This window comes from Streptomyces sp. NBC_01515 (genome assembly GCF_045040345.1).
Classification (GTDB): domain Bacteria; phylum Actinomycetota; class Actinomycetes; order Streptomycetales; family Streptomycetaceae; genus Streptomyces.
The window spans coordinates 10,822,593-10,835,362 of the sequence record NZ_CP109416.1 but is presented as its reverse complement, the minus strand read 5'-3'; the positions used below and the strand labels follow the sequence as shown (position 1 = coordinate 10,835,362).

Here is a 12,770-nt window from a genome sequence, read left to right as displayed (position 1 = left end):
CAGCCGAGTGATCATATGTTGTCGGCCATGCTACTTCGAGGCCTTCGCGCCAAAGGAGCCCTTGAGCTCCTCGTCGCCAGTTGCTCGGGACTCGGCTGCGGCGCCGCGCTGATAGCCATCCTCGTCGGTCAACTCACGCCGTGGTGGGCCCTGGTCCTCGTGCCCTTGGGGATCTTCAACGCGATCGAGGTGATCGGCTACTTCGCCTATCTGCCGGTCGTCATCAAGCCCTATGTCCTCGTTTCCCCCGGCGGCGCCGACGGGCACGGCGAGCAGGAGGAAGGACAGCGGCGCGGTGCCGTGCGCTGGCAGCTGGACACCGGCGGAGCGGTGAAGGAATCGTCGCCGGTCGTGGTCAACGGCACTGTTTATGTGGGCAGTTGGAACCACCTCCTGTGGGCCGTCGACGCCCTGTCCGGCGAGGAACGCTGGCAGTGCAGGGTCGGCGGTGTGGTGGCCGTGTCGCCCGCCTTCGCCAACAGCACTGTCTACATCGGCAGTTGGGACAAATGTCTGTGGGCGGTGGACGCCGCTTCGGGCCGGGAGCGGTGGCGGGTCAGGACGGACGGCCTGGTGCGGTCCACGCCCGTGGTCGCCGACGGCATGGTCCTCTTCGGCAGCAACGACGGCTTCTTCCGGGCGGTCGACGCCGTCTCAGGGGCGAGCCGGTGGCAGGTCCGTGTCGGCACGGGCGTGCGCTCCTCGCCGACCGTGGTGGGCGACTTGGTCTACGTCGGCAGCGACGACGGCGTTCTGTGGGCTCTGCACACCGCCTCCGGCCAGGTGCGGTGGCAACTGAAGACGCTGAGTGGACTGTGGTCCTCGCCGGTGGTGGCCGACGGCATCCTCTACGTGGGCAGCGCCGACCGGCACCTTTGGGCGGTGGACGCGGCATCGGGTCAGGTCCGGTGGAAGCTCCCGGCCGGCACCTGGGTGAAGTCCACGCCGGCGGTGGCCGACGGCCTCGTCTACTTCGGCACCGGCGACGGATATCTGTGGGCTGTCGACGCGGTGTCCGGCGAGAGACGGTGGAGTCGCAAGGTCGGTGTCTGGGTGCGGTGGGCTCCGGTGGTGGCGGACAGCACGCTGTACGTCGGCACGAACGACGGCCGTATGTGGGCGTTGGACGCGGTCTCGGGCGAGGAACGTTGGCAGGCGGACACCGGCAGCCCGGTCTTCTCCACGCCCGCGGTGGCCGACGGCGTGCTGTACTTCGGCCTCCAGAACGGGCGTCTGCTGGCCGTCCGCGCCTGACCGGGACGCGGGCTGCTGTCAGCAGGGCCTGCGGCCAGGTCTCAGGATCGGTCGGACAACCGGCCGACGGTGTCGAGCAGGATCAACCGGGCCGAGAACCGGTCGGGTTCGATCCGTTCTTCGCTGCCCTTGCGCCCCAACGGTTCCAACACCGCGTACGGAGACCACGGCAGCCGCAGCACCTACAGAGCCGACAACGGTCCTGGTTCCGACGGCAGTTGTGTGATGGCCGCAGCTCGGGCAACCGGTCGCAGACGAATTCCGGTTCGCAGGTCGTCGGCGACAGGGCATGGTGATGCAGTGAGCGACGACAACACGACCGCACCGGCCCCGCAACCGACCTCGGAGGAGAACCGGCACGCCAGTTGGTTGGAACTGTTCTTCGACCTGGTCGCCGTGGCGGGTGTGGCGCAGATCGCGCACCTGCTGCACGGTGTGCCGGACGTGTCCGACCTGGGCCTGTACGCGCTGCTGTTCCTGGCCTTCTGGACGGCTTGGATCTGCTTCACCCTGTACGCGAACGTGGCCTACGAGAACACCCACGTCAGTACGGTGCTGGCCGCGATGTTCGGCATGGCCGTCATGGCCGCGGCGGTGTCGGGGGTGCACGAGGGGGACGACCGGCACGCGCGGGTGTTCGCCCTCGCCTACGTCCTGATCCGGCTCCTGGCGAGCCGGGCCTGGCAGCACCGCCGTCAGGTCCTTGTCGACTGGCCGGCCGCTCAGATGTCGCTCGGTGTGATCCCGTGGATCGTCTCGCTCTGGGCGCACGATCCGATGCGCTACTGGCTCTGGGCCCTCGGTATCGCCCTTGATCTGTACGTGACGTTCGCGGTCTCCGCACGCGACATCGCCGAGCACCAGGAGGCCCGGGAACGACACGACAGCCGAACCGCCCGGCGCGATTCCGCACGGGGCACGTCGCTCGCGCGGTCGCAGACGGACCACCTGAGCGAGCGGCTCGGCCTCTTCGTCATCATCGTGCTGGGTGAGGGCGTCGTCCAGATGGTCGAAGCCACGTCGGACGCGGAGTGGGACAAGAAGCTGTACTCGCTCGCCGTCGCGGCGTTCTTCCTGCTGGCCACGCTGTGGGCGTTGTCCTTCGGGCACGGCTATGCGGGGGTGCCGCACCTGGCGGCAGGGGTGTTGCCCGCCCGTGCGGCGCTGCCCCTGCACTGTTTCGTGTCCGGTTGCCTCGCCGCCCTGGCCGCCGCACTGGGAGCCGCGGCCGAGCACCTGGAGACGCTGCCGGACGCCACCCGCTGGCTGCTGTGTTCGTCGCTGGCCGGGTACTTCCTGCTCAGCGGGCTCGTCTGGATCGGCCGAGCAGGGCGGGAACGGCGGTGGCTGCTGTCCGTGGCCCTCCCCTGCTGCGTACTGCCCCTGCTGCTGGCGGTGTTCGGCGCGCATGTCCGCACGGTGACCGTGGTGTGGCTGCTCGTCCTGATCACCCTGTGGCCGATCCTCTACGAGCGGCGGGCGGCGATGTCGTCCAAGAGGGCGGTGCGGAACGGGACTTGAGCCGTGGGGCGAGGTTGTACCGGTGGCGTGGACTCGGGCAGGCTGGCTTCCCCGTCGCAGGAGGAGCGCGACGACCCGAAGGAGTCACGAGCATGATCGACTGGGTGCCTCTCCGTACCGGAGCACGGCCTGTCCCCTCGCCCTTGGCGACGCCACTGGTCTGGGCCGCGGCGTCCGGCGGCGCGTTGGTCCTGGTGGCACTGCTCAATGCGCTGATAGGTACCGATCGGCCCTCTCCGGCGCTGGCCGCGCTGTCCCTGCTCTCGGTCCTGCTCGGCCTGTGCGCCCGCTTCACGGCGGCCCCCGGCACCGCGGTGCTGTGCTGGCTCTTCCTGAACGGCTTCGCCGTCCCGCCCGCCGGCACCCTCACCTGGACCGGACACCGCGACGCGTGTTGGCTCGCCTGCCTGTTCACCGCCGCCCTGGTGGGCACGGCCCTGGCCCGGATCCTGCACGCCCGAGCCGCCTACCGCCGTCTCAGCACGGACATCGGCGGCCCGACACAGACCGGATCATGAACGGCGTGGCAGCCCGCCGGGCCCTACCATCGTGCGGCCGCCCAGGGTGTCCTCCCCGCGCAGGCCACTCGGTCGGGTGACGGCCGACGCCATCGTCACTGCTCACCGAACCGAAAAGAGCCGTTTCCGGGCTGCGTGGCCAGATCCCTCCTATCGTGGAACGACACAGTGACCCTCGGCGTCGAAACGGGCAGACCATGCAGGATCCGGAGATCGACTATGCGGCGGTCTTCCGCGACCTGCCCGGCATGGTGGCGCTGCTCACCCCCGAGCTGATCTACCTCGACGCCAACGAGGACTTCGAGCGCCTGTCGGGACGCAAACGCGAGGAGCTGGTCGGCCGCTACATCTTCGACGTCTTCCCCGAGAACCCCAAGGACCCGGCGGCGGCCGGCATGCGCGAGACCCGGGAGTCGATGCTGCGCGCGGCGACCACCGGCGAGCGCGACACCATGGCCCTGCTCCGCTACGACATCGAGGACCCGCTGCGGCCCGGCCGATGGGTGGAGCACTTCTGGAGCCCCGTCAACGCGCCCGTCCGGGGCAAGGACGGCGAAGTGAAGCTGATCGTCCACCGGGTGGAGGAGGTCACCGAGTTCGTCCGGGCCATCGGCGGCCGGGCCAGCGACAGCCGGGCCCGGGTACTGGAAGCCGAGCTGTACACCCGGGCGCGTGAGCTGCAGGAGGTCAACGAGCGGCTGCGCAGGGCACACGCCCGTGAGCGCGAAGTGGCCCTGACCCTGCAGGCGGCGATGCTGCCCCCGCCGCGACCGGTCGGCCACCACCGGGCGGCCGTCCGCTACCGGCCCGCCGTGGACGCCCTGAACGTCTGCGGCGACTGGTACGACCTCGTCGACCTGCCCGACGGCGGAATGGCGGTCGCCGTCGGTGACGTCGTCGGGCACGGTCTGGCGGCCGCCTGCGCCATGGGCCAACTGCGCAGCGCCCTGAGCGCGGCCTGCCGGGTCGCCGACGGGCCTGGCTCCGCCCTGGAGGCCCTCGGTCTCTACGCCCGTTTCGTCGAGGGCGCCGAATCGGCCACCGCGGTGACGACGTTCATCGACTGGGACGACCACACCATCACCTACAGCTGCGCGGGCCATCCTCCCCCGGCCCTGCTCGACCCCGACGGCACGGTGACCTTCCTCGACCAGGCCACGGACCCGCCCCTGGGCGCCAGACCCGAGCATGTCGGCCGGCCGCAGACGAGCATCCCCTTCGCCGAGGGCGCCACCCTCGTGCTGTACACCGACGGACTGATCGAGCGTCGTACGGAGGACATCGACCGCGGTCTGGCCCGCCTCGCCCACTCCCTCGCCCAGCACCGACACGCGGAACCCGAGCCCCTGGCCGACGCCCTCCTCACCGACCTGCTCCCGGCCGAGGGCAACACCGACGACACGGCCCTGATCGTCCTGCGGCTGTGACGGCGGCTTCGCCCTGCCTGCCGGGGCGTCCCGTCAGGCTCCCGCTTCCGGTGCCTGGGGCATCCTCGATTCCCGCTTGTCGGCGGGCAGTTCCTGTTGGACTCCGCGTCGCAGGCCCAACAGGGCGACGACGAAGGCGATGGCCATGATCACGCTCATGCCGAGCAGGACCGAGCGGGTCGCCTCGGCCACGTCCAGCCGGACGAAGTGCGGAATGGACGCGGTGCCACCACTACTGCCTTGTCCTGAGCTCAGCTGGGAGATCGACTTGGCCTCCCGGCTGGCCGCATCGTGGTCCATCCCCCGCGCGGTCAGAGTCCGGGTGATCCGTGACTGCAGCACGGAGGCGAAGATCGTGCCGAGGACAGCCAGGCCCAGGCTGGAGCCGTAGTTGCGCACGGTCTGCGTGACTCCGGTCGCTTCGCCGTAGGAGAGCTGGGGTACGCGGTTGACCGCGTCGGTGTTGGCCTGTCCCAGCATCAGGCCCATTCCTGCTCCCGTGAGCACGATGCACCACACGATGCGGCTCTCGCTCAGCTCGGTCACCCGGCCCGCCCACAGGAAGTAGCCGACGCAGGACAGTGCGCAGCCCAGCACCACGGGCCGCTTGGCGCCGATGCGGTCGAGCATCCGTCCGCCGATCTGCGCGGCCACGACGAAGCCGAGGAAGAAGTAGAGCAGATCGAGGCTGGCCGCGGAGGCCTTCTTCCCGAGGGCGACCTCGGCGTACACGCTCGTGAAGAAGAACACCGGCACGAAGGCTGCCATGGCCACGCCCAGGACGATGTTCTGCACGAGGAAGGCCCGGTCGCGGAAGAGTTCGACGTCCAGCAGTGGATGGGTCGTTCGCTTTTCGACAAGGACGAAGACCACGAGCAGCAGCAGGCCCACGACGATGCACAGCCAGGTCGCCGCGGAGTGCCAGCCCCACAGGTAGGACTGCTGGAAGCCGAAGATGCTCAGGGCCACGCCGGCCACGATGAGGGCCAGTCCGCGGTAGTCCATCGGCGCCGGCCGGTGCGGGGCGTGGGGACGTGCCATCGCGATGAGCACCAGTGCGACGACGGCGACGGGGATGTTGACCCAGAAGATGGCCCGCCAGGTCCACTGCGTGAGCCAGCCACCGAGGATCGGTCCGACCGCGGTGAGACCGCCCGCGATCCCGAAGAAGAGGGCGAGTGCCTTGCCGCGTTCCTGCAGCGCGTAGGAGTTGACCACGATGGCCAGGGCGGCCGGGTACATGAGCGCTCCGCCGGCCCCCTGGAGCGCCCGGAACGCGATCAGCCAGCCCTCGGCGGCACCGCCCTTGGGCGTCAGTCCGCACAGTGCGGACGCGACGGCGAAGACGATCACCCCGAGGGTGACCATGCGCCGGTGCCCGACAGTGTCGGCGAGCCGTCCCCCGAAGGCGAACAGGGCGGCCATCGCCAGCAGGTAGGAGTTGATGGCCCACTGCACGCCGGTGTTGGTCAGCCCCAGTTCCGCCTGGATGTTCGGTGCGGCGATGGACACGATCGTCTGGTCGATGAACGTCATCGCCACCGCGAAGATCATCGCGGCCAGGGTCAGCCGTCTGGGCGAGGAGGAGGTTCCAGTTCCGGACATCGGTGTCCTTTCCGAGCCGAGTGCGCTTACGGGTGGACAGTCCCCTGCTCCGAACCCGTCGGCGGGTCCGGCCGGGGAAGGCTCGCGTCGCGGGTGAGCCCGATCAGGAGGCGCCGTGGCGGCATCGAAGACGGGCCGACGGATCGGCTCTGATCCCGGACATGATCCGGCCAGCCTCGGCGCCCGCCAAGGCCATCGGACCGCCTGCGGCGGCCGGAAGGGGTGACCTGGGGCGGAAGCCTTGCCCAGGACCTTGACGGCGGTGTCCGCACGGACTGCCGATGCCTGCCGGACAGAGGCATGGCGTCGGTGCCGGCGAGCAAGGCCGACGGTCCCCCTGCGGCGCCGGGCAGGTCCGCGCGCACGGTGGTCGGCACGAGGCGGTACAGGGCATACCGAAGAGGTTCGGCGGAACACGTCATACGGGTATCTCCACTCGCCTCGATGAGGCTCATGGTCGCCTCCGTCTGCGACTTCCGCATCCGTCGGCCGGCCCGGCAGCGCCGGGAGATGTCGGCGTCCGCCGCTCCTCGGCACGGCGACGAGGGGAGATACCGCCTCTTCGACCCGCTTGGACCCGTCTGGTCCAAGCGGGTCGGAAACGGCCGCCGGCACGTCACACGTCCGCCGCCGGGCGAAGACCCCGCGACGGAACTCGGCACGGAGGTCGACCGCGACGCGGCTCCCGGACAGCGACCGGACCGCCTCAGGAAGCCTGCTCGTGCACCGGTCCGCAGGCTCCGCAGGCAATCGGATCGAGGCACTCGGGCGACCACGCCACGGTCACCGGCCGTTCGGGCGGGCCGGCGTCCACCCCGGATGGAGGCCGGCCTTCCCCGAGCCACCGCGACACCGCTCCGACCGGCGGGAATCGGCGCGGTTCGTCATCTGACGTCGACGAAGTCGCCTGTCGCCGTGGACGGTCCGGTGGTGGGGGTACCGGTGAAGACGAAGCGGTAGTAGCCGTCGGTCTTGGCCTTGGTGGTGGTTTTCAGCGTGCCGCCGACGCCGGTGGTGACGTTTTTCAGCGCGGTGTAGACGGAGCTGCTCTTCTTACGGAACTGCAGTTGGACCGGGCGCCCCTGGTAGCCGGTGTAGGTACCGCTCTCCCAGTTCGCGCGGGTCAGCTTGCCGGTGACCGTGATCGTCCTGCCCTTCTTCACCGGCTCGGGCGAGGCGTTGCCCGTCACCCTGGCGTACCGCTTGACGTTCGCCGTACCGGCAACGTCGGTCTCCGTCCAGTTGTCGTGGGTGTCCTGCGCCCCGGCGAGCACCTTCCAGGCGCCGGCGAGGCCGTTGTGGTCGAAGTCCCGCGCGGCGCTCACAGCGATGCCCACCTTGCAGGTGGAGGTCGTCGGGTCGGCCGGTGACACCACGCATGTTCCCGCCGGCGGGTACAGCGGAAGGCGGCCGTCGGCGTCGTCGGTGTTGGGGCCGTGCCACAGGTAGGCCCAGGACGCGGCAACGCCCTCCGGGTCATGGGCCGTCCAGGTGATCGTGACGGTCTTCCTGGTGGTCGGGCCGAGCACGATGTCCTTGCCTCCGTTGACCACGACGTTCGAGAACGTGGTGTCGTCGGCAGCGGCCGTGTCCGCCGCTCGGGCGGTTGCCGGAAGCACCGATACCGAAAGGCTGGCCGTAAGGAAGGTGACGGCCACTGCCGGGCGCATACGCATGAAGTCCCCCTCGGGACACTGGGTTCGCCGCCACCCCGGACGACGACACCTGATGGTGTGTCATCGGTGGCTAGACCCGCGAGGGACCGTCCCGGTTGCCCTGTTCTTCTTCGTGGCTCGGCCCTTGAGCAGTCGCCGCTCGGCGTCGGCGCCACGGAGACGGCTCGGCGTGAGCTGAGCGAGCGCCGTGCGGTCGAGATCGTGAGTGCCGCAGCCTCCGAGCCTCCGGAGGCTGCGGCACTGTTGACCACGCCCACGCCTACGCCCGCGCACCGACTCGCACGGCTCCGCGCCGACGCCGCCGTATTGCCTCACTTCCTCGACGATGCGAGCCCCGCGTAGGAACCGGCCTCGCTCACCCGTCTCGGAGCCGGCGGCGACTCCCCCGCGACGCCCGGTCACTCGCACGTCAGTGTCGGCATCCCCCAGTCCGCGTGGTCGTTGCCGTTGCCGTCGCCCGCGTCACCGGCCTTGAGGTCGATCACCTGGGCACCGCTGACGTCGACGTCGATCGGTACCGCGCCCTGCCCGCCGCGGAGCGTGGGCGTGGTGACCAGGGTCTTGCCGTCGGCGATCACGGAGAACGTCACCGTGCCCGCGCCGCCCGTCTCGTCGTCGACGCCGACGGAGGCCGTCAACCGCGAGCACTGTCCGGCGAGGTAGAGCTGGACGTCGCTGACGGAGTTGGTGCCGAGGCCCTTGGCGTAGCCAACGCCCGCGATGGTGATCGGGCGGCCGTCACCGGCCGCCTGCTCGCCGACGCTGGTGTCCCGTTCCACCGGGCCCCAGCCGTTCGTGGAGGACAGGAACGGCAGGGCGCTCACGTCGCTCTTCCCGGCGGGCGGAGCGGGCGGTATGCCGCCGACGATGCGCTCGTCGGCGCTCACGGCCTGCCGTCCGTTCTGCCGGTAGCGCACCGTGGCGGTGAGTGCCGAGGCGGACGGCAGCGTTCCGGTCGGTGGCACGACCTGCCAGGTGAAGGTGGCCGACGCACCGGGCCGCAGGCGGGTGACCGACGTGGGGGTCGGGGCGCTCACGCTCCAGCCGTCGGGGGCGGAGAGCGACGCCGTCAGTCCGGAAGCGGGCTGTCGGTCCTTCGGTACCCGCACCGTCGCCCGGGCGGTGAAGGCCTGTCCCGGCTGGGCGGTGTCCGGCACGGCCAGGGTGACGTCCACTCCCGGACGCTTCGGCATCGCGTAGGTGCGGGGGTCGTAGCGAGGGCTGTCGTTCTGGGCGACGCGCAGCGACGAGGCGTAGCTGCCGTAGTCGGTCAGGGCGACCTTGCCGAGGCCGCCGGTGCTGCCGTCGAGGTTCCAGACGGCGATGGCGATGCTGTTGTGGCCGTTCGGGTTCAGGATGCCGTTGGGGACCGGGAAGGTGTGCTGCGGGCCTAGGTAGTTGACGTAGTTGCCGACCTGCCAGCCGTTCACGAAGATCGTGGCGCGGTACTTGCGTGCCGGGTCGTCGGTGAACGTCAGCCCGAGCGAGGTGTCCTGGCCGTGCGGCAGGTCCAGCTTGGCGTCGGTGCGGTACCAGGAGACTCCGGGTGTCGTGTCGGTTGCCGGGAGGGACACGCGGTTCCACTTGGCGTCCGGGTAGCCCGGCAGGGACCAGCCGGCCCGCTCGCCGTAGAGGCCGCCCGTCGAGAGCGGGCCGCGGACCGTGTCCTGGAGGTCCTCGCCGCCGCGTACGCCCTGGAGGCGCCAGGTGACGGACGTCAGCGGCGCGCCGACGAGGGAGGCGCTGGTCAGGCCGCGCGCGGTCTTGTTGCCGTTGGAGGAGTTGTAGTCCTCCTCGTGCCCCATGTTGACGGTGAGCACGGAGAGGACGTTGTCGCCGGTGGACTTCACGGAGCCGGCCGGGAAGGTGAAGTCGCCGCTGCCTGTGGTGGAGCTGCCCAGGAAGGTGCCGTTCAGCCAGGCGGAGAACGCCTGCGCTCCTCCCCCGGAGTCCGACACCAGGTGGATGCCGGTCTCCTTGCCGGTGGCGCGGAAGCGGCCGCGGTACCAGGTGTTGCCGGTGTGGAAGCCGTAGTCGTCCGCGTAGAGCACCGGCAGCGAGTTGGCGCCGGAGACGCTGTTGGTGGTCGCCTTGTCGGCCACCTGCCAGCTGGTGTCGTCGAAACCGGGGGCGGCTTCCGGGGATTCCGCAGCGTGCTTCCAGTTGGTCAGAGTCGGCAGGTGTATCTGGGCGGCCACCGGGATCTTCCCGGTACGGCTCGCCGCGCCGGTGACCGAGGCGCTCAATGTCCTGCCGTTCCAGGTGACTTGGGCGGCGGAGGTGAACACCTCGATGTTCTTGTCGTCGGCGTTGTCGCCGGTGAGCGCCACGGTGTGGCCGCCGTGCAGGCTGGTCGCCGTCCGCAGCAGGTGGGTGCCGCGCACGAGCACCGGGCCGCTCGCCGTGTCCTGCCGCCAGAAGGTCTTCGCCGTGGCCTTGTCGCCGAGGAGCAGGAGCAGCGGGCGCTGTCCGTCGCCGGTGATGCTGACGCGGATCAGGCCCTTGTGCGTGTAGTTGAGCCTCAGGTCTCCGGTGGCCGGGTCCCAACTGGTCGTGACGGCACCGCCGTTGGCGGTCACGGTGGGCTTGGCGCCGTAGCGCAGGACGGTCTCGCCATCGCTGCCCTGGTCGCCGTAGAGCACGGCGATGTCCCGGTCCCCGATGGTCGCGTTGGTCATGATCTCGGAGGTCGAGTACTGCAACTGTGCTTCGCCCAGGCGGTAGTTGGCGACGATCACGTGGGAGTCGCGTCCGTCGAGGGTGATCGCGGTGCCCGGCTGCTGCGGCACGACCGGGTAGGTCGGCTCCGTGGCGGAGTCGCTCGTCGGTACGTCGATGGCGTCGACGGCAACGTAGTTGTCCGTGGATCCCGAGCCGTGGTTCCCGGCGACGACGATCTTCAGCGTGTGCGCGCCCGGTGTCAGGCCGGTCTTCTGGAAGACCACGGCCTGGCTCTCGCTGCCGGAGTCGTCGACCGTCGCCACCTTGGTGCCGTCGAGGTAGACGTCGGCGTTGCCGTGGTTGTTGGTCTTCGAGCCGATCCAGCGGATCGCGGTGCCGTCGAAGGGGACGGTGAGCGAGTCGCCGGCCTTGTTCGAGAACGACTCGGTGTGTTTGTAATCGCCGCCGGTGTAGCTCGTGTCGGCCACGTGCGACCACGAACCGGCGTACTGGAGCGCGGAGTCGGGGTCGTCCCAGGTGTAGGCGGTGTCATTGGTCGGCTGGGCGTTGAAGTCGAGGGAGATGTGGGTCTTGTCCACGGCAGTGGAGGTGGAGTTGCCGTGCCGCAGGACGTGGAACTGCGTCTTGGTGTCGGGGTTCATCCGGGCGGTGTCGACGACCGCGGAGTCGTCCGGCGGTGTCGCCCTGATCGCCTCGGTCTTGGTCAGCGGGGCGACCGACTGCGTGAAGTAGCCGATGAGTTTGTCCTCGTCGTACTTCGGATCGAGCTGGCGGGTCTCGCGGATCGCGGCCCCGTAGTCGTACGACGTGTAGTTCTCGGGCATGCCGAGCCAGCCCCAGTTGGTGCCGCCGTAGGTCATGTAGAAGCTCTGCGCGGTCGCGCCGACGGCGATGTTCTGCTTGTAGAAGACGTTGGCGAACTGGTCGTTGATGAGCTGGGCGCACTTGTCGTAGCCCGGTCCGCCCCAGGGGTCGAAGGCGCCGCCCTGGAACTCCGGTGAGTACAGCGGTTTTCCGGCCGGGTGGTCGTAGCTGATGTCGGGGACGCCGTTCCACTTCGCGGGGTTGGAGCAGTCGAAGCCCTGCGGGTAGGAGTCGGGGCCGTCGACATCGAGGGCGCCGGTGCCGGAGTTGAAGGTGCCGTTGTTGTTGCCGGTGAGCGGGACCGTGATGCCGTCGGCGCGGGCCTTGTCCTCCAGGTGCTGCATGTAGGAACGGCCGGCGGCCGAGCCGTCGTAGTACTCGTTCTCGACCTGGTAGGCGATAACCGACCCGGTGCCGTTGGTGAGTTGGTGGCGGGCGATGATCCGGTCGATCTGGGTCAGCCACTCGTCCGCGTACTTGAGGAACCGCGGGTCGTCGCTGCGGTTGTTGCCTGCCTTGGTGGTCAGCCAGCCGGGCAGGCCGCCGCTGTCGACCTCCGCGTTGATGTACGGCGCCGGGCGGGCGATGACGTAGAGGCCGGCCTCCTGGGCCATGTCGAGGAGCTTGTCGACGTCCCGTACTCCGGTGAAGTCGTACACGCCGGGCTTCGGTGAGTGGTAGCCCCAATCGAAGTACAGGGAGGTCGAGTTGAAGCCGGCGGCCTTCATCTTCTGGAAGATGTCGCGCCACAGGTCCTGGCTCGGGAGCCGGAAGTAGTGGAACTCGCCGGACCACAGATAGGTGCGCTTGCCGTCGACGAGGAAGGAGTAGCCGTCGAGCGTCACGGTGTGCGCCTGCGGGCTGACGGCGGGCGGCTGTTCGCCGACGTCCCGCGCCGCCGCCGTGGCCGGCGCGGTCAGGCCGGCCGCCAGGGCGATGGTCGCGGCTGTCGCGAGGATCGCCCTCCACCAGCGACGGCGACCGGGTCTCGCACCTTCTGAACCGTTCCGACCATCCCGCACGGCGGCCTCCAGACCGACTGGGCGAACAGCATCAAACAGACTCGGGCAAAGCCGAACAGTAAGGGGGCACGGGCCCAACCACAATGGGTCGGAAGAACACAGCCGAGAGATCGGGTCCCGGGCTCACGTCCGGAACCCGCCCCGGCCTCCGACGCGCCCGGTCGGTGACACCGGCGTCGGTGCCGGTGCGCGGAACTCGCC

8 protein-coding genes are annotated in these 12,770 nt (G+C 69.8%); 4 read left to right on the top strand and 4 right to left on the bottom strand.

The genetic code is table 11. The features are described 5' to 3' along the window. Positions 1-27 precede the first annotated feature (27 nt). The gene (locus tag OG407_RS47805; protein ID WP_405867528.1) at positions 28-1,254 is read left to right on the top strand and encodes a PQQ-binding-like beta-propeller repeat protein; all 1,227 of its coding nucleotides are present in this window, start codon (positions 28-30) and stop codon (positions 1,252-1,254) included. 41 nt (positions 1,255-1,295) lie between these two features. On the opposite strand, the gene OG407_RS47800 is transcribed toward OG407_RS47805, so the two are convergent. After that, positions 1,296-1,436, bottom strand: a complete 141-nt coding sequence (locus tag OG407_RS47800) for a hypothetical protein (protein WP_405867526.1) — start codon at positions 1,434-1,436, stop codon at positions 1,296-1,298. A 118-nt stretch (positions 1,437-1,554) separates the two neighbouring features. Here OG407_RS47800 and OG407_RS47795 point away from each other — a divergent pair, with 118 nt between their 5' ends. The 3 genes from OG407_RS47795 (at position 1,555) to OG407_RS47785 (ending at position 4,720) form a co-directional block, all read left to right on the top strand. Next, positions 1,555-2,775 (top strand): low temperature requirement protein A, encoded by a 1,221-nt coding sequence (locus OG407_RS47795; protein WP_405867524.1) that lies wholly within the window; start codon positions 1,555-1,557, stop codon positions 2,773-2,775. A gap of 92 nt (positions 2,776-2,867) precedes the next feature. Further along, the gene (locus OG407_RS47790; protein WP_405867522.1) at positions 2,868-3,293 is read left to right on the top strand and encodes a hypothetical protein; all 426 of its coding nucleotides are present in this window, start codon (positions 2,868-2,870) and stop codon (positions 3,291-3,293) included. Between the two features lie 197 nt (positions 3,294-3,490). Then, on the top strand, positions 3,491-4,720 hold the full coding sequence (locus tag OG407_RS47785; RefSeq protein WP_405867520.1) for a PP2C family protein-serine/threonine phosphatase: 1,230 nt from the start codon (positions 3,491-3,493) through the stop codon (positions 4,718-4,720). A 33-nt stretch (positions 4,721-4,753) separates the two neighbouring features. Here OG407_RS47785 and OG407_RS47780 read toward each other — a convergent pair whose 3' ends face one another. From OG407_RS47780 to OG407_RS47770, 3 genes are all read right to left on the bottom strand, one after another. After that, on the bottom strand, positions 4,754-6,325 hold the full coding sequence (locus tag OG407_RS47780; RefSeq protein ID WP_405867518.1) for an MFS transporter: 1,572 nt from the start codon (positions 6,323-6,325) through the stop codon (positions 4,754-4,756). Between the two features lie 884 nt (positions 6,326-7,209). After that, positions 7,210-8,001, bottom strand: a complete 792-nt coding sequence (locus OG407_RS47775; protein WP_405867516.1) for a hypothetical protein — start codon at positions 7,999-8,001, stop codon at positions 7,210-7,212. 398 nt (positions 8,002-8,399) lie between these two features. Next, positions 8,400-12,569, bottom strand: coding sequence for a beta-galactosidase (locus OG407_RS47770; RefSeq protein WP_405867514.1), 4,170 nt, complete (start codon positions 12,567-12,569; stop codon positions 8,400-8,402). Positions 12,570-12,770 lie beyond the last annotated feature (201 nt).

Coding starts and splice junctions, on each gene's coding strand:
- OG407_RS47780 (WP_405867518.1), bottom strand. CDS start 6,325: ATGTCCGGAACTGGAACCTCCTCCTCGCCCAGACGGCTGACCCTGGCC.
- OG407_RS47785 (WP_405867520.1), top strand. CDS start 3,491: ATGCAGGATCCGGAGATCGACTATGCGGCGGTCTTCCGCGACCTGCCC.
- OG407_RS47775 (WP_405867516.1), bottom strand. CDS start 8,001: ATGCGTATGCGCCCGGCAGTGGCCGTCACCTTCCTTACGGCCAGCCTT.
- OG407_RS47790 (WP_405867522.1), top strand. CDS start 2,868: ATGATCGACTGGGTGCCTCTCCGTACCGGAGCACGGCCTGTCCCCTCG.
- OG407_RS47805 (WP_405867528.1), top strand. CDS start 28: ATGCTACTTCGAGGCCTTCGCGCCAAAGGAGCCCTTGAGCTCCTCGTC.